The sequence below is a fragment of the Periweissella fabaria genome, assembly GCF_918814575.1.
Lineage (GTDB): Bacteria > Bacillota > Bacilli > Lactobacillales > Lactobacillaceae > Periweissella > Periweissella fabaria.
This window is the reverse complement of record NZ_CAKKNS010000001.1, coordinates 582,003-603,318: the sequence shown is the minus strand read 5'-3', so window position 1 is coordinate 603,318 and position 21,316 is coordinate 582,003. Positions and strand designations below refer to the sequence as shown.

Here is a 21,316-nt window from a genome sequence, read left to right as displayed (position 1 = left end):
AAGTCAGTTTCAACATCAGAAGCTAACTCAACAAGTAACTCAGAAGCCGCATCAGAAAGTACATCAAAATCTATCGTAGATTCAGACTCAGCTTCAACATCAACATCAGAAGCTAACTCAACAAGTACTTCAGCAGCATCAGAAAGCACTTCAAAGAGTGCATCAACATCAGATGCTAACTCAACAAGTACGTCAGCAGCCTCAGAAAGTACTTCAAAGTCAGTTTCAACATCAGAAGCTAACTCAACAAGTAACTCAGAAGCCGCATCAGAAAGTACATCAAAATCTATCGTAGATTCAGACTCAGCTTCAACATCAACATCAGAATCAACAGTGAAGTCAACATCTGCATCAGATTCAGCTTCAACATCAACATCAGCAGCATCAGAAAGTACTTCAAAGTCAGTTTCAACATCAGAAGCTAACTCAACAAGTAACTCAGAAGTAGCGTCAGAAAGTACATCAAAATCTATTGTTGATTCAAACTCAGCATCAACAAGTACTTCAGAATCAACAGTGAAGTCAACATCTGCATCAGATTCAGCAAGTACTTCAACATCAGAAGTAGAGTCAACTAATTCTGAAAAGGCAAGTACATCAACAAGTGCTTCGATTTCAGGATCAGAAGCCGCATCAGAAAGTACATCAAAATCTATTGTCGATTCAGACTCAGCTTCAACATCAACATCAGAAGCTAAGTCAACTTCAATGAGCACTTCAGTATCTGATTCAGAATCAACATCAACAGTCGATTCAGATTCAGCATCAACAAGTACTTCAGAAGCTAAGTCAACTTCAATGAGCACTTCAGTATCTGATTCAGAATCAACATCAACAGTAGATTCAACATCAGTATCAACAAGCGCTTCAGAAGCTAAGTCAACTTCAACAAGCACTTCAGTATCTGACTCAGAATCAACATCAACAGTGGATTCAGATTCAGCATCAACAAGCGCTTCAGAAGCTAAGTCAACATCAACAAGTACTTCAGTATCTGATTCAGCATCAACATCAACAGTCGATTCAGATTCAGCATCAACAAGTACTTCAGAAGCTAAGTCAACTTCAATGAGCACTTCAGTATCTGATTCAGAATCAACATCAACAGTCGATTCAGATTCAGCATCAACAAGTACTTCAGAAGCTAAGTCAACTTCAACAAGCACTTCAGTATCTGATTCAGAATCAACATCAACAGTCGATTCAGATTCAGCATCAACAAGTACTTCAGAAGCTAAGTCAACTTCAATGAGCACTTCAGTATCTGACTCAGAATCAACATCAACAGTCGATTCAGATTCAGCATCAACAAGTACTTCAGAAGCTAAGTCAACTTCAACAAGCACTTCAGTATCTGACTCAGAATCAACATCAGCAGTCGATTCAGATTCAGCATCAACAAGCGCCTCAGAAGCTAAGTCAACTTCAATGAGCACTTCAGTATCTGACTCAGAATCAACATCAACAGTAGATTCAACATCAGTATCAACAAGCGCTTCAGAAGCTAAGTCAACTTCAACAAGTACTTCAGTATCTGATTCAGAATCAACATCAACAGTAGATTCAGCATCAGTATCAACAAGCGCTTCAGAAGCTAAGTCAACTTCAACAAGCACTTCAGTATCTGACTCAGAATCAACATCAGCAGTCGATTCAGATTCAGCATCAACAAGCGCCTCAGAAGCTAAGTCAACTTCAATGAGCACTTCAGTATCTGACTCAGAATCAACATCAACAGTAGATTCAGCATCAACAAGTACTTCAGAAGCTAAGTCAACTTCAACAAGCACTTCAGTATCTGACTCAGAATCAACATCAACAGTCGATTCAGCAAGTGCATCAACATCAGCTGCAGATTCAACTAATTCTGAAAAGACAAGTGCATCAACAAGTGCATCAATATCAGGATCAGAAGCTGCATCAGAAAGTACTTCAAAAGCTGCTGCAGATTCAACATCAGCGTCAGCAAGTACTTCAGCATCAACAGTGAAGTCAACATCTGCATCAGATTCAGCAAGTGCATCAACATCAGCAGTTGATTCAACTAATTCTGAAAAGGCAAGCGCCTCAACAAGTGCGTCAACATCAGGATCAGAAGCTGCATCAGAAAGCACTTCGAAAGCTGCTGCAGATTCAACATCAGCGTCAACAAGTACTTCAACATCAACAGTGAAGTCAACTTCAGTATCTGATTCAGCAAGTGCATCAACATCAGCAGTTGATTCAACTAATTCTGAAAAGACAAGCGCCTCAACAAGTGCATCAACATCAGGATCAGAAGCTGCATCAGAAAGTACTTCAAAAGCTGCGATGAATTCAGAATCAACAAGTGCATCAACATCTGATTCAGAATCAGTAAGTACTTCAAAGGCCGCCTCAGAGTCAGCAAGTACATCAGAATCAGCATCACTTAGTGCATCAACAGTGAAGTCAACTTCAATGAGCACTTCAGTATCTGACTCAGAATCAACATCAACAGTCGATTCAACATCAGAATCAACAAGCGCTTCAGAAGCTAAGTCAACTTCAACAAGCACTTCAGTATCTGGTTCAGAATCAACATCAGCATCAACAAGCGCTTCAGCATCTGACTCAGCAAGCACTTCAAAGGCAAATTCAGCCTCAACAAGTACTTCAGCGTCTGACTCAGCAAGCACTTCAAAGGCAAACTCAGCCTCAACAAGTACTTCAGCGTCTGACTCAACAAGTACTTCAGCGTCTGACTCAGCAAGCACTTCAAAGGCAAACTCAGCCTCAACAAGTACTTCAGCGTCAACATCAGCAAGCACTTCAAAGGCAAACTCAGTCTCAACAAGTACTTCAGCATCTGACTCAGCAAGCACTTCAGCGTCAACATCAGCAAGCACTTCAAAGGCAAACTCAGCCTCAACAAGTACTTCAGCATCTGACTCAGCAAGCACTTCAGCGTCAACATCAGCAAGCACTTCAAAGGCAAACTCAGCCTCAACAAGTACTTCAGCATCTGACTCAGCAAGCACTTCAGCGTCAACATCAGCAAGCACTTCAAAGGCAAATTCAGCCTCAACAAGTACTTCAGCATCTGACTCAGCAAGCACTTCAAAGGCAAATTCAGCCTCAACAAGTACTTCAGCGTCAACATCAGCAAGCAATTCGGCAAGTGCCTCAACATCAACAGTAAATTCAGCTTCAACGAGTGCTTCAATGTCAACAAGCACTTCAAATTCTGAAAATACTAAGAATGTTTTACCTAAGACTGATGAATCAGCCTCAGATAATGCAGCATTAACTGGTGCAGGGCTTGCATTGAATGCCTTGGGATTATACGGTTTAGCTAAATTCTTCAAAAAGAATCGTGAAACTAAGTAATCGGTTGTAACTGAATAAAATAGTGCATTTAAAACTAAAACCTAACGTATAGTAGGTTAATACTCTAAATGAACTAGTGTAGTCAAAAAGACGACCAACAAATATTTGTTGGTCGTCTTTTGCTGTATATTGAGTGGATTTAAATGATAAATAATGACATTTTATTTTTAAATTATTAAAGATCACGGTTGTTGTTTCAATTGATTTGATTGAATGTAATTAAAAATTATCAAAAACGATACTAAAAATTGTTAATATAAATTGTAATCGTGTAAAATAAAAAACATGAAAGGCTTGTTTTAGTATAATTTAAAATTATGCTTTATTAAGTTTGTTTTAGGAAATTAAAATGGATAAATAATAAGTATTGTTATAAAATATATGCTAATAAGTATTATTCGTTTACAATTAATATATTAGTTATGCATATTTAATATTCATCTTTGGGGGAAGTATGAAAACAAATAGGGAGAAGTATTATTTTTCGATTGCGCAAAAAGTGATTGATCAAGAGAATCGTTATCAAGAAATGAGCGATACTGAATTAAAAGAACAAACCGTAATATTAAGAAATAAACTTATGAACGGAACGAAATTAGATGATTTACTTGTACCTGCATTTGCTACAATTCGTGAAGCAGATTACCGTGTATTAGGAATGAAACCTTTTTTTAATCAAGTTCTGGGGGCAGTAGCATTGTACTTTAATAATGTTGCTGAGATGAAAACGGGAGAAGGAAAAACACTTACAGCAACGATGCCTATGTATCTGTATGGATTGACAGGACCAGGTAATTTTTTGATTACATCAAATACATACTTAGCACAACGTGACGGTAAAGATATTGGACGGGTGTATTTATGGCTCGGTTTAACCATTGAAGTTGGGGTTGCAACAAGTGAATTTGAGGAATCTGCCCGGGATAAAGAAAAAATTTATCAAGCAGATATTGTTTATACCACAAATAGTGCATTAGGATTTGATTACTTATTTGATAATTTAGCGTCAAATACTGATGAACAATACATTAAAAAATTTAATTTTGCCTTGATTGATGAAATCGATGCGGTGCTATTAGATATGGCACAAACACCATTGTTGATTTCTGGAGCACCACGTGTGCAATCCAATTTATATACTTCCAGTGATCGGATGATTCAAAGTTTAAAAAAGGATATTGATTTTGAACAATCTGATGATTTGAAGCGCATCTGGTTTACGACAACCGGAATTGAACATATTGAAGAGAAATTAGGAATAACCGGTCTTTTAGAAGAAGAATGGACGAGTGTTTATCGCCATTTGTTACTAGCTCTACGGGCAAATTACTTATTCCTTTTGAATCGTGACTATGTCGTTGAGGGTGGTCAACTTATTTTATTAGATAAAGTTAATGGCCGTAAGTTAGGGGGAACCAAACTACAAGCCGGATTACACCAAGCAATCGAAGCTAAAGAACATATTGAAGTTAGCTTAGAAACACGGGCGATGGCCTCAGTAACTTACCAAAACTTATTTAGGATGTTTGCCCATCTCTCTGGTATGACGGGGACAGCTAGTACCGATAAGCATGAGTTTTTTGAAACGTACGGGTTAGATGTTATTAAGATACCAACGCATAAACCAATTGCCCGGATTGATCATCCAGATAAAGTCTATTTAAGTAATGAAGCCAAAATTTTTGCTTCATTGGATGCCGTTAAGGAAGCCCATGCGATTGGTAGACCAATTCTAATTGAAACTGGTTCAGTTTCAATGTCTGAATTGTATTCACGTATTTTATTGCGAGAAGGCTTGTCACATACTTTACTTAATGCGATGAGTGTTGCCAAGGAAGCAAGTATTATTCAACTTGCTGGTCAAAAAAATGCAATCACAGTTGCTACATCAATGGCTGGTCGGGGAACTGATATTAAACTTGGTGATGGGGTTGAAGAACTGGGTGGTTTATTAGTGATTGGGACTGAACGGATGGCGAATGCCCGGGTTGATAATCAATTACGTGGTCGAAGTGGTCGGCAAGGGAGTGTCGGTGAAAGTGTTTTCTATGTTTCACTTGAAGATAAATTAGTTCTGGAAAACGGGGGTAAACGAATTAATCGTTTCCGGCGTAATTTAACAAAGAAGTTGAGTGGAACCAATAAAGCCAATGAGGAACTTTCTACTAGCCGCATTGCACTAAAAGCGGTGACAAAGGCCCAAAATGTCCAAAAAAACCAAGAAATCATGGAACGGTTTCAGACGTTAGAATACGATCAAGTTTTGAAAAGTCAGCGGGATATTTTGTATAAAACGCGTAATAAAGTTATTGACGCAGTTGAATATGGCACGGTGATTGATCAAGCTATTTTAAGTGTCAGCTTAGAAATGATTACTAAAAAAACCTTAACAGAAGAAGAACTATCGGATTTTTATTACAATAATGTCGCTTATGGATTCCAAATTCCAAGAGCAATGCAGGGCATGTTGAATAAGCATCGTTCATCAGAGTTTTATCAGGCCTTTAAGGTAAGTTTGCAAGATGCGGTTGCTGATAAGTTAGCTTCAATTGAAGATGAAGGCCAACGAATGTACTATGAACGGCTAGTTATTCTTAAAGCGCTCGATACGATGTGGATTGAACAAGTTGATCACCTACAACAACTTAAAAGTGTTGTTAGTGGTCGTAACTGGGGGCAACACAATCCATTTTTCGAATATCAGCGTGAAGCGATTAAATCATTTGATTTAATGACGAAAGCAATTTTGAAGCAAATTCTTCGGAATTTATTACTTGCTGATTTAATTAACAAAGAAGACGGCACAATTGATGTTGTCTTCCCATAGGGCGGGATTTCATGAAAAAAAACGAGTTACTTAATAAATGTTTATATACATTTTTTATTTTAGTTATTTTTACAATTGGTAAAAATATCCTTTTACCAGGGGTTGACCCAAATCAATTTGATAGTTCATATGAAAGTAACTTTAGTGCCTATGTTGTGTCACTAGTTACGGGGGGGAATATCTCATTGCCAACAATTTTTGCATTAGGGATTGGACCTTATATGACATCTTTAATGATTTGGCAACTAGTACCACTTATTGATAAAGACTTTAACAAACGGATGTCTGAGAAAAAACGTGGAATTTATCAAAAAATATTAACGTTAATATTTGCATGTTTCCAAGGCTTTTTCGCCTTTCAAACTATGACCGCTCAATTTCCAGCAGGTAATATCCTTACATGGCGGATTCAAATTGTCAACGTGGCCGTGTTGATTGCTGGAGCGATGTTTATTACATGGTTAGCAGATATGAATGTCCAAAAAGGACTTGGTGGGGCAACTATTTTAATTATCCCGGGGCTACTATTTAGCTTACCGGAAGTTTTACACAACTTTAGTGGTCGCCAAATGCATGTTAGTTTTACGACTGGTCTAATTGGTTGGGTAATTGTTCTATTTTTAGCATGGTTAGGGGTGTTTTTGAACCGTTCTGAGTTAAGAATTAATATTCAACGGACGGGCTTAGATAATGATTTTGCGAATTCTTACATTCCAATCAAAGTACTTCCAGCTGGTTCAATGCCATTGATGTTTGCACTAACAATTTTTACAATTCCACAATACTTAATTATGCAAAAATTTCAGTATAGTGATCCAACCCTGATAACCAAATTTGTATCATTTTCAACTTGGCAAGGGATTTTGATTTATACAATGTTAATGGTGCTATTGGGAGTCTGTTTTGCTTATGTCAATGTCCGGCCAAGTGATATTGCTAAGGATTTAAAAGAATCTGGAGATTACGTCTTAGGATATTTACCAGGCGATGTAACGGAGCAACTGTTAAATAAGCATCTGTTATTTATGACAGCAATTGGGAATCTGTTTTTTATTTTGATTACGATTGTGCCATTAATTATCGGATTGTGGTTTCCAGTAGTACGACCTTTATCATTTTTAATGAGTAGTGTAATTATTTTAGTGACAATTATCGATAACTTTATTGAAGAATTTCGGACGATTTGGGATCGTCGGCACTACTCAATATTTAAGTTATAACAGATGCATAATATGTTCAGGGGGGAACCATGTTACGATTAATGACCACATGGAAATGGGATGCGGTAGATATTAATTTTGATTATTTGGTGAATTTAGCCAACATGTTCACTAATAATGATGAACAATTTGAGTTAATAAGTACTAACTTTACACCAGTCTTACGATATCAATTACTAAGTCAAGATTTAAGTAGCAGTAAAGTTTGGTCATTGTATGATGCTTTGCAAGGTATAACCATCAAGGATGGGCAACCAATCACATTCAACGATATACCATTGCCAGATGATGCTGACATTATTTATACGCCGTTTGGAATTAATGTTTACTATAACAAGCAGATTTATGCGCGCATCATTCCATATAATGACAATATAATTTGTAAGGTGGTGTACTTTGTTGCAGGGCAACAAGACGTCATCGACTACTACGATGACCGCGGTTTCTTATCGCGGCGTGATCTATTAGGGACACCACATACTAATGAACAACATTTTTACTTTAGTCAGGATGGGCAATTAGTATTGAGTGAAAAACAAGGGGGGGATACGCCACACCAAGTGACGATTTATCCATTGTTTTACCAGCGCTTTAAACACCATGAATATCAAAACTTGCAGGCGGTTTTAGTAGAGATTTTTGAAAATTATGCTAATAAAACGGCGGAACCATTTGTCTTAACGGTGGATAATTTACATCCTAGTGAATTCACACAACGCATTAGCTTACGGTATCCAGTCGTGGCATATCTTGAACAGACGTTAATTAATAAGTTATCAACGGAATTAGTAGATGAAAATATGGCCGGCTTGTTAACCGCAGCCAAAGCTATTGTAATACCTGAAAATGAAGGGAAACAAGTTTTAACTGACTTTATTAAGGAACAACGGATACCGATTAACCTCAAAAAGATTAAAGTGATTGCACCATACTCTGTTAATTTGGATTTAGGGATTAGTAATATTTTAGTTGAGACCAATATTGTCATAAATGCGATTCAAAAATCGGCGGCGGACGCAATTAAAATTATTAAGACCGTGACTGAGTTAATCGTTAAAGATACCGATTTAAACTTGATTATGGTCGTTGAAAATTCCGTTGATACCGTCTTAATGATGGCAACTGTTAAAGAATACTTGATGCAGAAGTTAGCAATTGACGATGGTAATCCAGATTTAGAGTTAATTGAACAGTATGTCTTAGCCAAAAAAGCGAATGAACCTAATCCAGTATTGTTAAAAGAGATTCGGCTGCTTGAAAAAAAGGATCCAAGTCGATACAACAATATGATTACATTGGTTCAAATGCTGCATAATATTAAATTTGAAAAACAGTTAAATCGTGCTAAGTGGCACCAATTAATTTTAAAGGCACGGGTTTATGCTGATTTGAATGACAATCCAGATCTATATCCAGTTATCCAAACGATTGAAACGGGAATTCCGTTATTAGTTGCCAAGAAGATTGAATTTTTACACCAACAGCATAATGGGGAAATTATTCAAACACTAAAACAACTAGCACATTACTTAGCAATTTACATTTATCAACTAAATGTGTGGAATGACACCTTGGTTTATGATGTTCAATTGGGGAATGCGTACGGGGATGCTGAACTAACTGCAAAGTGGAAGGAAGTTGGGGATGGACGATAAGGAATCAAAAATTAAAGTTATTTGTTTAGGGGACAATGAAGCTGAATTTAGTAAATTTGACCCAACTAGTTATCAATATTTTGCTACCAATGACATATTTACTAGTTCAGATAATCAGGATGCTTCAAATAACGAAGCAAAATTAGCTGAACTCCTTGAAAGTTGGGCAAAAGACAAGCAGTTACGAGACGTACCAGTTGCGTTAGGTGAGATTAAACAATTTAATAATGAACCAGATTTATTTAAACAATTAGTACGCCATACCGTTATCTATAACGAGCGTAATCGCTTATCAGTTGAATACAGTGCCTTATTGGAACTAGCCGCAGCTGTACCCGTGGATTTTCAAGATGCTAATTCTATCAAAGTCGTTTTAAAATATGTCATTTTTGGTCGGCAAAATGGCTTTCGACTAGCACCGGATAGTCTTGAAGTTGCTAATCAATTTAATGGGCTTATTGAGCGTCAAGGGCGGATATCAGTAACCGCAACGGCGGACTTCAACAAGCAAAAAGGTCACCAGGTCTTCACCGTTAAAATGACGAACTATTTACCAAAAGATTCATATTGGGACTTTATTCCTGAAGTTGATGTCGAAGGTGAATTATCATTAGATGATGTTTACTTCAAAATATTTCTCATTCGTGAAGGCTCGCTTGAGGTTATAGATCAGCAAATTGTTACTAACAAAGAATTAGCTGCGGGCTACATTTTCTATAGCGGTGAAACGACTGTTTACTTAGCGACAGCACTTTATGTCAAAGGTGGTAAAGGAACGGTTAGACTTGGTCAGATTCACGTTCGGAAATCACATCTACGACAAGGAAAGATGATTTTGGGCGGTACGAGTGTTGATGATAGCCAGCAAAATGTGGCTGGTGAGATTTTAACTTACTTCAATCCGGGCGACTTTAAGCCACCATTAAATGTTTATTTTTCCGGTTATCGGACGTTGGAAGGTTTTGAAGGTCAACGAATGATGCATGGTATGGGATCACCATTTTTACTAATCGCCGATTCAAGATTAGAGGGTGGTGCCTTTTATATGGGGAATCCAGAATTAGAACACAAGGTTGTTGATATTATTAAAAAGACGGCCCAAAAACTTGGCTTTAAGCACAATCAAATCGTCATGAGTGGTTTATCAATGGGGACGTTTGCATCGTTATATTATGCAGCCGATATTAGACCAGCCGCCGTGATTGTTGGTAAGCCCTTGGTCAATATTGGGGATGTGGCACTTAACGAGCGCATTAACCGACCAGAAGGCTTTCCAACTGCCTTGGATGTATTAATGAATACGGTTGGAGAAGTTAATCAGGCAGCCGCCCAAAAATTAAATGAACGTTTTTGGACTAAATTTAATGAAGGAATGTTGCAACAAACCAAGTTCTTCATATCTTATATGGAAAACGATGATTACGATTTAAATGCGTTTCCGCAATTATATGAACAATTAAAGGCACGTTATCCCAATATTCAAATTATTCACCGGGGTTTCATTGGGCGGCACAATGATGATACTGCGGGAATTGTGACGGCGTTCTTTAGACATTATGATTTTGTCTTATCCCATGAATTTGGGCGCATTATGAAAAAAGGGGGCGACTAATGATGACGATAACGCCGGTATATAAAGTCAATTGGGAACATGCCTTTGGTGATAGTTATAACTACGGTTCAGAAATCAAGTTTTTGGAACATAATGTGGAATTTAGTAATCCACTAATGCCACCTAATTTAGCAATTATGACATGGTATTCAAAACGTGCTTTTAGTAGTGATCGTGCATTTCCAACGTTGCCGATTCTACGACATGGACATGAATATGCTGTAAAAATGGATTACGCGATTACACCAGCCAATGGGGTTTATTGGATGATTCGGTTTTACGGTGCCGATGATCAACAAATTGAGCATGCTAATTTTGATGATTTAGATGGTACGTTCATCTATCCCGATGCTGCGACACATTATGAAATAAGCATCATGAATATTGGTCATGAAAAATTAGTTTTCAAAAACTTGTTATTAATGGATGAAACATTGGCCAGTGCAACCAAGATTACCGTTAATAATGAATTTGGATTTATTAGCGTAAAGCCTAACTTAAGTACTAATAAGCGGCTTAAAGTTATTTTCTTACAAACAAATACGGCAACCGAAGTGTATCAAGTTAATAATGGGGATGAAACACAGTTATTTTGGAACTTAACGCTGGCTGATTTTGATAATTCGGAGCAATTATTAATGTTGCAAGGAATTAAGGCTTGGTGGCACACTGTGCTAGCAGATGATGAGCAATCGTTCACGCTGTTAGAACAGCTTGATTTTGAAAATCAGTCATCGTTTGCAACGGAGGGACTTCAACGCTTGCTCAGAACGCAAATTGACAATGTGTTGAAGTTAGAAAAGCCAGCAGGATTGCAACGCGAGTTATATCAAATGGCAATAAGTTTGCACAAAAATTCTTGGATTTCAAAGCAGACTAAGGTCGGACAAACAAGCCACTAAAATGTGGGCAAATAGGGGGGAACACAATGAATTTCTTTATTAATAGAGCAATGGGAATCGGTAATTCTGGGGTAGAACATGCCCAGTTTTATCGCGGTAAATTATTTGATAAAGCAGGATTACCATATCGGTATGTCTTTGTTGAATTAGTACGTGAATTACACGAAGCAATGGATGCATGGAATCTTAGCAATGACCAAGTAATCAATATGTGGGAATACTTTGTTTACGGGGATGAATATTTAGATCACGGCCCACTTTATAAACAAGCAGTGAGCTCAGAAATGGTAATTGATGGTACCAATACTAATCGGATGTTCACAACACAAACATCATCTGGTTTAACGATTATCGAACACATGGTTAAATTTCCAGATCCTAAAAAGACTAATATGTTGTTAGTAAGTACTTCACGGGTGGAAATTTTTAATGCGGAAACTGGCAAACGTATGATTATGTTTGAATATGACAATGAACCCCATCGTGAATATTTAATTAAAAATGTGCACTTATTTGATTTCAAAGGAAAACATTTATATTTTGAAAATGAAGTTGCCTTACAAAAGTTTTTCTTTGAACAATTGAATGCATTCTATGAAGGTAAGAATACCTTCATTATTGACCGGGGTGAAGAATCAGAAGTTGCATTATACAAGATGTGTGATTTAGGTACCAAGATTGTTGAATTAGTCCACGCCGATCACTTGTCAGATCGGGATGATCCTAAGCATCCCCTATGGAATAACTACTACGAATACATGTTAATGAACATGGACAAGGTCGATCGCGTAATCGTTGCCACAAAATTACAACGGGATGATTTACTAGTTGATTTTCCAGCAGATACCGATAAGATTGTTGCGATTCCTGTGGGGGGAATCCGTGATAAGAAGCCTAAGGCCAAAATTCAAAAGAAGAAAAATGGGATTTTCAAATTTGTGAGTGTATCACGTTTAGCAGAAGAAAAACATATTGATTTATGTGTGCGTGCAATTGCTAAGTTACATGATGCTGGTCACAAAGTAAGTCTTGATATTTATGGTCAAGGGGAAACTAAAAAGAAAATTGAAGATGTGATTGCTGAATTATCAGCAGATAGTTACATCAAACTTAAGGGACACTCAAATCATGTTGATGAAGTGTATCCACAATATGATGCATTTATCTCAGGATCTTTCTCAGAAGGATTTGGGTTAACTTATATTGAAGCATTAAGTGCATCGTTACCAATTTTATCTTTTAACGCACGATTTGGTGCCCTTGAACTTATTCAAGATGGTGAAAATGGCTTTTTAGCGAAGTTTAAACGTGATGATGATAACTATTCAGTTGACGAGTTGGCTGCTGCAGGGGAACGGATGTTAGCGACTAATTATACGAGCCTAGTTCGAAATGCTCGTCGTTCAGTTTCTGAATACAAAGATAGTGTATTGGCCAAAAAATGGGGGGCTTTGATTGATGAACTATGAACTTTTAAACATTATTTATACAGGTAACAAAATTTGGGCAGATAGTAAAAAAAGAATCACAGCCAATAATGGGACGGCTTTGATGCTTGCACCATCCCCAAGTATCGGGTTAATTCAGGAACAAGAAAATATTCCAGTGACGAGCTTAATTGATCAATTAACTGGTCGGGTAAAGTACAATTCTACTAAGGAAGGTTATTTCTTTAATGATTTTCCTAAAATTGACTTAGCTTCAATTACGATGAATCGGGATGGTTCTATTTCAGCAATTAACGATGGGGTTACCGTGGCGCAAGTCTCAACATATCCTAACACGCGTCGGATTGTTAAAGAAGTTCGTTACTTAACGGCAAGTGGTGACACAGACTATATCGAAGAATATACAAATGATGGTTTCTTATATAGTAATTTATTCTATACAAGAAACGAAATTCAAGAAATTGACTTCTATGATGAAAATCAATTTGCCGTCGTACGTTACTTTTTCTATGAAGGTAACTTAAATTATATTCGCGTTTATAATGCAAAAACGAAGCAGTTTGAAGCAGAATATAATAACAATGCTGAGTTTTATGTTGCACAGTTAGCTAAATTAGTTGGTCCTAAGGATACAATTGGGATTAATTATATGGGGATTGAGTTAATTGCGTTAGAACAAACAACATCAGACAACACCTTATATTTGAATGAAGATCCATTGGATGAGACAGGTCATCTCAAAGGTAATTTATCTCAAATTTTGACTAATCAAATTAAGTATGTGCAACACGTCGTTATGAGCGAAGAAATGGCGAATAAGATTCCGAAGGATATTGCACATGACAAAATAATTATTAGCAAATAATAAGGTTAATAAAGTATCCAAAGGGTGGTGGATATAGCGATGAAATCAAATTTAGATCATGATATCGTAAATCGATTTAATAAAGAGCGTGAGGAAGTTTTTGATAAAACCGAGCGCAAAAGAAACAAAGTCCAAATAGTTGTTTCAATAATCGTTGGAGTAATTATTTTATCTAGTACTTTGTATCAGTTTTACAGTTATTTTAGGGGGTGATTTATATGAAACCTTTGCTGGGTTTAAGTCGACTTGTATTCGAGCGCTGTCCCACACTTGAAGTTCCAGAAACAGGTGTGACGGCAGTTGGAATTCAACGGGAGGAAATCGAAAAGATTCGTAAAGCCAAAGGTATCAAAGTGCAAAAATTCGAGAAAGTTTTAAATCTTTCTCGCTCACGCTATTATCGTTGGTTACAATACGAAACTGATTTACCGTTGGAATTCGTGCTAGGAATCAAAAAAATTATCGGCCTTACTAATTCTGAGTTCTTAACACTATTAGTTCCGCATACAGAGGAATTTTTAGATACACTATTAGTCACCGTTTATCCAGGTACTAATAGTAAGTTGGCTAAGCAAGGGCGAAATCACATATTAGAACAAGAATTAATGAAACAAAGTAAACTAGGGGAACAAGATGACTTATATCGCTTAATTCTTTGTTATTATGCATTGGAATATAAAGGTAGTAATAATGTAAAGAATGTTGAGCAAGAACGCTTAGAAAGCTATTTTGCAAAGGTAGAGTTATTTTCGTTATTCGATGTCATTTTATATTTAGTGTATGTCGATTTTACTTTGGACCTTAAAGATGGATATGGACGAAGTGCGAATTATATGTTGGTAATGAGCTGGATCAAACAACAATTAAAGAGCAACCATACAACTGATTTAAAAATTGTTTTTGGAATTTGGTTTGATGTTGCAATTTTACAATATTTTGCCGATGATTTATTGTCAGCTAAGAAAACTTTAGAAGAACTCAAAGTTGCACTGATGCATACAGGGGCTGATAAATTCGATGTGTCGTTAGTTAATAACTTACTACAGTATTTACAGAACTTTAGTCATCGAAACATCCAAGAAGAATTAATTCTTGGTTCAAGACAAATAATTCAAAATAATGAATTACTATTATCTTCCTTTGAATTTGATTATTGGAATCAATTGTTTGCGGAAGGGGCATTATATGCTGGGCGTTTATTAGTTTAAATTGTCGATGGTAATCAAGTTAAAAAGGCTGGAAGAGATTTCTTCCAGCCTTTTTGTGTTTAATATTTTAAGTTTAAAGTAAATCCCCCCGAATTTACTTTAACAAAGATGTGCCAAAAGGTCTTTTTAAATTAATTAAAATGATCTTTCATTCCCCCACATCCGATAAAGCCAGATAGATAAGTTGATATATAATATAAGGTTTAGTGGTTTAATTTAAATTTAAAGAGAGAAATTTAAATTATATCGATATAGGTAACTTATCAACATCAATAATAATACCAATTTATGCATAAAGATTGTATAAACAAATAAGTTAGTTTTAACATGATAAATGTTATTGCATATATATTTTTTTGTGATATGTAATCGGGTATTAGGAGGAATAGAACAATTAATATTGGGGAACGGATTAAGTTATTACGCAAAGTAAATCGTTTAACACAGCGTGAATTAGCGGAAGATTTATTTGTCTCATATCAATTGGTGTCAAAATGGGAACGGGGGATAAGTGAACCAAGTGCTGAAATGATGTTTACCATTATTGCGAAGTACAATTTGTCGGTTGATTATTTTTTTGCAACGACGACAAAAAGCAAAGTAGCAGTAGAAAAGGATTGTATTTTAGATGCATTTGAGCAAAGTATGGTTGACTCAGTTAGTCAAAGTCCTAGTTTTGCTAAAATTGCACAAATTGCCAACATCAGTCAAGTTGAACTTGAACAACATTTCGCCACTTTTGATGATTTAGTGTATGCGTTTATTAATCGCATGGATAAGAATATTGTTGGTGTCTTTGAACAAGAGATTAGTAAAAATAAAAGTCTTAAAAAGATTTTTATATATGGTTTAGCACCAGTATTATATGAAAAACATTTAGTGTTGAACTTAGTATATACAAGGCCTTATATTAATAGTATCTGGGTCAAATTTATCACGAATCGCTATAAGCGAATTATTTTAGAAAAGTTTGAAATCCGAAAAACAGATAGTTTAACGTTAGAGTACTTTGTTGCTACCGTAACAGCGATGGTCGCTGTATGGATGAGTCAAGAAAATCCTGAATCATTACAAAAATTTCAGAGACGCATTCAAAGATTAGAAATATTTGAGATTAATCAGTGGTTGGATAACGATTAAGTGAGATTTAAATAGCTATTATCAAAGGCGGGCAGCTCGATGCTCGCCTTTTTATTTAGGAATGTTCATATAGCAAGCCCCTAGTTAAATAGATGCTAGTAAATTTGGTACAATTAAGGAAATAGCGCCAGCATTTTAAGTACAAGATAAAGGGGGGATGATGATGAGAAGACGTTGGCTACATATGTGGCGAGAACGACACCAGTTAGGAATGCCTAAATCAATCAGGGTAACTGAAGCAACAGTTGCGCGCTTACAAGCAGCCGGTTGGGATACAGCTGCGATTAAAGCATATTGTCGCTATCTTAAAGATGCAATTGAGCTTGTGAAAACACCAGAACAACAGCAACGCCAACAAGCATTGGTGGACACGATGACAATCTTAGTGGGTTCACCCGTATATACTAAAATGTTTTCGGCCAGTCATTTGTCCGCCCGCCAAAAATTACAACTTGTCCTTAAACAGTTAAATGCGCAACGTGATGAATATGATTTTTTGCAATTAAGTGGATCTTATAAAATTTATCCCAATTTAGCACCGACTAGTTTATTTTTAAGTGTTTTGCGACAAACGATGCAGACGGCCTTTCCATGGCATACGTTAGTTAGTTATGCGGAATCTAATACCGATATAGCTGAATTAGCGTATCAAATGCATGCCTTTAGAAGCTATATTGATCGGCAATGCATTGCGTATGTACGTCAACACCAACAGGGCGTAACTGATTATGATAAACTCCGCTCATATGCCCAGGAATGGGGGTTGGGACTTGATTATCAAACGGGGGCCAATTTTCATAATCGATATCATAAAGTCTTTACATTTCCTAAAAATATGAAGGTTCAAGTATCAGAACACAGTAAGATGGCCGAATTTATTGTTGATTTAAGTACAGGTGAATTCATAAGTGAATGGAACGTTTATCGTTTGCTTCCAGATGGGACGGTTGATAGTAATCCCGCGCATTATACGCCAGCAGAGCTTGAACAAGTCGCAAATACTGAATCGTTTAATTATGGAAATCCGGGTCATCGTAGTCACCGTAATCTGGATATTGAGCACCCAGCCGATCCGCTGTTACGACGTAAAGCAACGCGGTATTGGCATTATGAAAAAGACTACAATCGTGGTGGGCGCTATATTGATATCGTCAATATTGGTGGGCATGCTGATTTTTTAGCGTGGCAAATAATCCCGGAAGATAGTCGCCTCGCTACGTATCAAGATTATGTCAAAGAATGCCGCCAATTGGAATTGCAACGAGTATATGGGTTTAATCGCTTTTATCGTAATGAAAATGAATAACGCTAATAGACGCTAGATTTAGAAGGTAGTAATGGATGATTAGAGTAATGCATAGGGCTGATAGTGCTAGACTTGCACAAATATATCTTAATGCCCGGCGGAAAGCATTTGATGAACCAAAAAATAATAAATTCACCATGCAAGATTTTGAACACGATACCCAAGATGAATTGATTTTAGTCGCTACTGATGGTCAGACGGTCCAAGGATTTATATCAATCTATCAACCGACCCGCTTTATTCATCTGTTATTTGTGGATCCTATTTTTCAAGGTGGTGGCATTGGTACGCAACTACTCAAGGCGGCTTTGCAAACTGACGAAGGGGTCTTTGAATTAAAGTGCTTAAGCCAAAATATAAAGGCGTTACAATTCTATGAACAATTAGGTTGGTCTAAAGTGGTCGAAAATACCGCAAATGAACCGTACTGGTTATTACGCTATCACCAATAGTAGTAGGTAATGCTAAGCTAGCGAATTAAGGCTGTGACATAACTCGTTCTAGAAGTCCGCTATCTTTGAAAGATGGCAGAAGTCGCCTTGAAGAATTGTTCTTCAGGGCGGCTTTTTTGGATCTTTGTCAAATGATGTTGATATTGAGTTTTTGGACCTTACATCGTAAAAGATTTAGGGCCCTTTTTTAGATGACTCTTGACATGTTGATGGGTTGATTTAATTTCAGGGATAGCTCTTTGTTAAATAGTGAAAGTTCGACGTGGTATTTAAAAATCCGTTTTTTAATATGAATTGCAAAAAAACGACTAGCTCGAATCTCGAGCTAGTCGTTTAATCGAATAAACTGATTTATTCAATTTTAGGCTCGTCAGTACCAGTTGACTTAGAACCAATTTTAATAATCGTCGGAATTTTTTCAGCAATCGATTGATCGTGGGTAACCACAATGATGGTCTTTCCATGTTGATTGAGACTAGTAAGAAGGTTAAAGACAATATCACGATTCATTTCATCTAGAGAAGCCGTGGGTTCATCAGCTAAAATGAGGTCTCCCGGCTTTAAAATAGCTCTCGCAACTGATATTCGCTGCTGTTCACCACCTGATAAAGTAGCTACTAAATCATCTTCACGCTTATTCATGTTCACTTTTTCAAGGGCTTCCTGAATTTGTTTGCGCTTTTGATTCTTGGTACCAGGAACATATTTCAATGCCATTTCCAAGTTTTTATAGACCGACATATCTTCTATCAGCGCAAAATTCTGAAAGAGATAGTTAATATTTTGTCTGATAAATTTGTTGCTAGCGGCTGAATTTATTTTTGGTGCTGGTTGTCCATTTATCAAGTACACTCCGTTATCTGGTGATTCAAACAACCCTAGTATATTAAGAAGTGTTGATTTACCAGATCCTGATGGACCAACGATGGCAATAAATTGCCCATCTTGTACGGTCAGATTAAAGTTTTTAATAACGGTTCTCTTTTGATAGGCCTTATCAATACTTTTTAATTCTATTTTCATATTTATTCTTTCATAATTTGGTTAATTGGTTGGTTTTTTAATCTTTTAATACACTGCTTGAGTAATAAAATCTCTAGTGCCCATATAAATAAGAAGCCCGTCACTAAAAATATCGATTTCACAGCTAAACCCACTAAGATAATTAATAAGTTCAAACAACTCAGTATGAGATACAAATTAAGATACTTGTGTTGATCTTTATAACCCAAAAAGCGCTTTACCGTAATTTTTTTCTTATTTGCTATTTGCCAAATTTCATTGAGTGTAATGATATTGTAGCAAATAATAATCACAAAAATTAACAAAAAGGCAGCACCAACGGACAGTGACTTATAAAAGATTGCCTGATTAAATGAAAGCGTATCTTTTATGCTACTAAAGACGAGGTGATTATCAGCTAGATTTGATGAATTAAGGGCTTCTTGAAACGCTTTCGTTTGAATAACGTTTTTAGTTAGCCGCAATGGATTTTCTAAACCAATTACCATCATATTAGTAGCATCAATGTTTGTCATATTTTTACTTGTAATTACTTCAATTACTGGCTGCTTTAAAGGTGTACTATTACTATCATCCCATGATTCAAACTGCTTGGGTGTATTATAATAGAGTATCTTAATATGTTGATTTGCTAAAAATTTATTGACCGCTTGTGAGTTTTTAGGGTCAACAGAGCTTCCTAAAATTGGATAATATTCGAAAAATTGTTTGAATTTTTCATTCTGCTTATCTTTTTTCGGTAATAGATAATACCGATGTTCATCGTTATTTTGGGTAGTAATGGAATGCCCATACTCATAGGTCAGATTCTGTTGGCTAACCCCAGATGGAGACAATTGTAACAAAGCAAAAGTTGAAATATTAGGTAGTCACCAAAAATTATACAAATCTGCCCGCTGTTGATGATCGTTATAAAACCAGGTTGATGATGCCCATAAGACACCAGGTTTATTCGCTATTTTACCATAGAAACTTTTTAAGTCTTGTGCTAACTTACTAGATTGGAAAGTAAAACTAGCCGAATCATTTCCCGTGCTAATTTCTGAAAGAACTTGATAGCGCTCTTTATTATGCCAGTTATCTATTTTTTTGTTATTCAGATACAATTGAGAGGCCTGATAATCAACTACTTTCAGGGTGTAGGCTGTAATCACAGTTACCAGAGTAAATACCATAAAAATAGTTACAAGCATAAATGTCGCCTTAATTTGCCCTTTGATAAACGCCGCTAATTTTTGACGTCTTACAATTATGTATTGGAATAAAAGACTCAAAATAACAACTCCAACTAATGGACATTGGAATAATAACATAGTTGGATACACGGATATTAAAACTGGACCTAAAAGGCAATTAATAACACTGATTTCAAACATTATAGATAACAATATAACCAAGAAAATATTACCCAAATCAATGCCAATAATTGACCAAGTAGAGTAGCCCATCATTTTTTTAATCCCAATAGCTTCACTACTATGATAGATAGAAAAGAGGCTAGTAATAATAATAACAATAAACATCAATGACACTAGTAATAGGGTTAAATTAAAGTACATCGAAATGCTGTGTTTTTTAAATGCATGTTGTGTTGTTAAATTTTTTTCTGATATACCACTCTTGCTAGCTATATCATGCAATACATTTTGATAAACAATATGATTGCTACCCAAAAATTGATATGTGCCATTTACTGTTTGCGTGTGATTTAACAATGATTTAATTGATACAACCGTAACATTGCTATTTCTCAATAAGTTAAACAACGTTTTATGATTGGTATCGAGTCTTTGAGTTGACCACTTTAATTGAGTATCCAACGTTGCAAAGCCAGAATTTACAAGGTCATTATGTTCATCAGTAAATTTAATCTGGTTCCCCGGATCATATACTCCAATTAAATAGGTGCCTGCTTGATTAACCTGATCATCAATGCGCATCACACCCAAATGATATTGTTGGGTAACTTCCCCAATTGCATTAATAACTTTTTTTTGAATTTTTGGATCATCATTAGTATTTAAATAAATGGTTTGTTTAGGTGTATTATATTGATCACCATTGACTGACCAGTTTTGCGATTCATTGAACTGTATAAATAAAACCGCCGCAATACATAAAGCTAAACTTGCGACGATAATACCAATATATTTTATTATTTTCATAGTATTTTACATTCTTAAACAATCCACCAATAATAATTTCATGCATGCGCTCCTTAGTATAATATATGTTGATCACATCTAATTAGTTTAAATTAGTTTAGATTAGTTTAGATTAGTTTATAAATAAATATATTTTTTATAAACT

The 21,316-nt window shown here is 36.1% G+C and carries 14 protein-coding genes and 1 pseudogene; 11 read left to right on the top strand and 4 right to left on the bottom strand.

What is annotated here, in order from left to right; translation table 11 throughout:
* Positions 1–3,326, bottom strand: a pseudogene (locus LQZ75_RS09800) (hypothetical protein); the annotation flags it as partial.
* A 476-nt stretch (positions 3,327–3,802) separates the two neighbouring features.
* Between LQZ75_RS09800 and secA2 the strand changes: the two are divergent.
* The 11 genes from secA2 (at position 3,803) to LQZ75_RS02900 (ending at position 17,983) form a co-directional block, all read left to right on the top strand.
* Complete coding sequence (gene secA2 / locus LQZ75_RS02950; RefSeq protein ID WP_230096356.1) at positions 3,803–6,175, top strand: accessory Sec system translocase SecA2; 2,373 nt, start codon at positions 3,803–3,805, stop codon at positions 6,173–6,175.
* An 11-nt stretch (positions 6,176–6,186) separates the two neighbouring features.
* Entirely contained in the window at positions 6,187–7,395 is a 1,209-nt protein-coding gene (locus LQZ75_RS02945) for an accessory Sec system protein translocase subunit SecY2 (protein ID WP_230096355.1), read from the top strand.
* A gap of 29 nt (positions 7,396–7,424) precedes the next feature.
* Positions 7,425–9,050 (top strand): accessory Sec system protein Asp1, encoded by a 1,626-nt coding sequence (asp1, locus tag LQZ75_RS02940; protein ID WP_230096354.1) that lies wholly within the window; start codon positions 7,425–7,427, stop codon positions 9,048–9,050.
* Positions 9,040–10,662, top strand: a complete 1,623-nt coding sequence (asp2, locus tag LQZ75_RS02935) for an accessory Sec system protein Asp2 (protein ID WP_230096353.1) — start codon at positions 9,040–9,042, stop codon at positions 10,660–10,662. The genes asp1 and asp2 overlap by 11 nt, the downstream gene beginning before the upstream one ends.
* A complete protein-coding gene (asp3, locus tag LQZ75_RS02930) occupies positions 10,662–11,564 on the top strand; it encodes an accessory Sec system protein Asp3 (RefSeq protein WP_230096352.1) in 903 nt (300 codons plus the stop codon). Before asp2 ends, asp3 begins: the two co-directional genes overlap by 1 nt.
* Before the next feature lie 26 nt (positions 11,565–11,590).
* The gene (locus LQZ75_RS02925) at positions 11,591–13,033 is read left to right on the top strand and encodes a glycosyltransferase (RefSeq protein ID WP_230096351.1); all 1,443 of its coding nucleotides are present in this window, start codon (positions 11,591–11,593) and stop codon (positions 13,031–13,033) included.
* Positions 13,023–13,877: a hypothetical protein gene (locus LQZ75_RS02920; RefSeq protein WP_230096350.1), complete on the top strand. Its 855-nt coding sequence runs from the start codon at positions 13,023–13,025 to the stop codon at positions 13,875–13,877. The genes LQZ75_RS02925 and LQZ75_RS02920 overlap by 11 nt, the downstream gene beginning before the upstream one ends.
* A gap of 218 nt (positions 13,878–14,095) precedes the next feature.
* Positions 14,096–15,085 (top strand): helix-turn-helix domain-containing protein, encoded by a 990-nt coding sequence (locus tag LQZ75_RS02915; RefSeq protein ID WP_230096349.1) that lies wholly within the window; start codon positions 14,096–14,098, stop codon positions 15,083–15,085.
* Between the two features lie 375 nt (positions 15,086–15,460).
* Positions 15,461–16,225 (top strand): helix-turn-helix domain-containing protein, encoded by a 765-nt coding sequence (locus LQZ75_RS02910; protein ID WP_354002015.1) that lies wholly within the window; start codon positions 15,461–15,463, stop codon positions 16,223–16,225.
* A gap of 163 nt (positions 16,226–16,388) precedes the next feature.
* Positions 16,389–17,531 carry a DUF3114 domain-containing protein gene (locus tag LQZ75_RS02905; RefSeq protein WP_230096348.1) on the top strand — a complete coding sequence of 381 codons (1,143 nt, stop codon included), beginning with the start codon at positions 16,389–16,391 and terminating at the stop codon, positions 17,529–17,531.
* A 35-nt stretch (positions 17,532–17,566) separates the two neighbouring features.
* Positions 17,567–17,983 carry a GNAT family N-acetyltransferase gene (locus tag LQZ75_RS02900; protein WP_230096347.1) on the top strand — a complete coding sequence of 139 codons (417 nt, stop codon included), beginning with the start codon at positions 17,567–17,569 and terminating at the stop codon, positions 17,981–17,983.
* A 351-nt stretch (positions 17,984–18,334) separates the two neighbouring features.
* Here the strand turns inward: LQZ75_RS02900 and LQZ75_RS02895 are convergent, their stop codons facing one another.
* From LQZ75_RS02895 to LQZ75_RS02885, 3 genes are read right to left on the bottom strand one after another with little or no spacing between them, the layout of a single operon-like run.
* Positions 18,335–19,006: a putative bacteriocin export ABC transporter gene (locus tag LQZ75_RS02895; protein WP_230096346.1), complete on the bottom strand. Its 672-nt coding sequence runs from the start codon at positions 19,004–19,006 to the stop codon at positions 18,335–18,337.
* A gap of 2 nt (positions 19,007–19,008) precedes the next feature.
* Positions 19,009–19,851: a bacteriocin-associated integral membrane family protein gene (locus LQZ75_RS02890; RefSeq protein WP_230096345.1), complete on the bottom strand. Its 843-nt coding sequence runs from the start codon at positions 19,849–19,851 to the stop codon at positions 19,009–19,011.
* A gap of 24 nt (positions 19,852–19,875) precedes the next feature.
* Entirely contained in the window at positions 19,876–21,171 is a 1,296-nt protein-coding gene (locus LQZ75_RS02885) for a bacteriocin-associated integral membrane family protein (protein WP_230096344.1), read from the bottom strand.
* Positions 21,172–21,316: the final 145 nt, after the last annotated feature.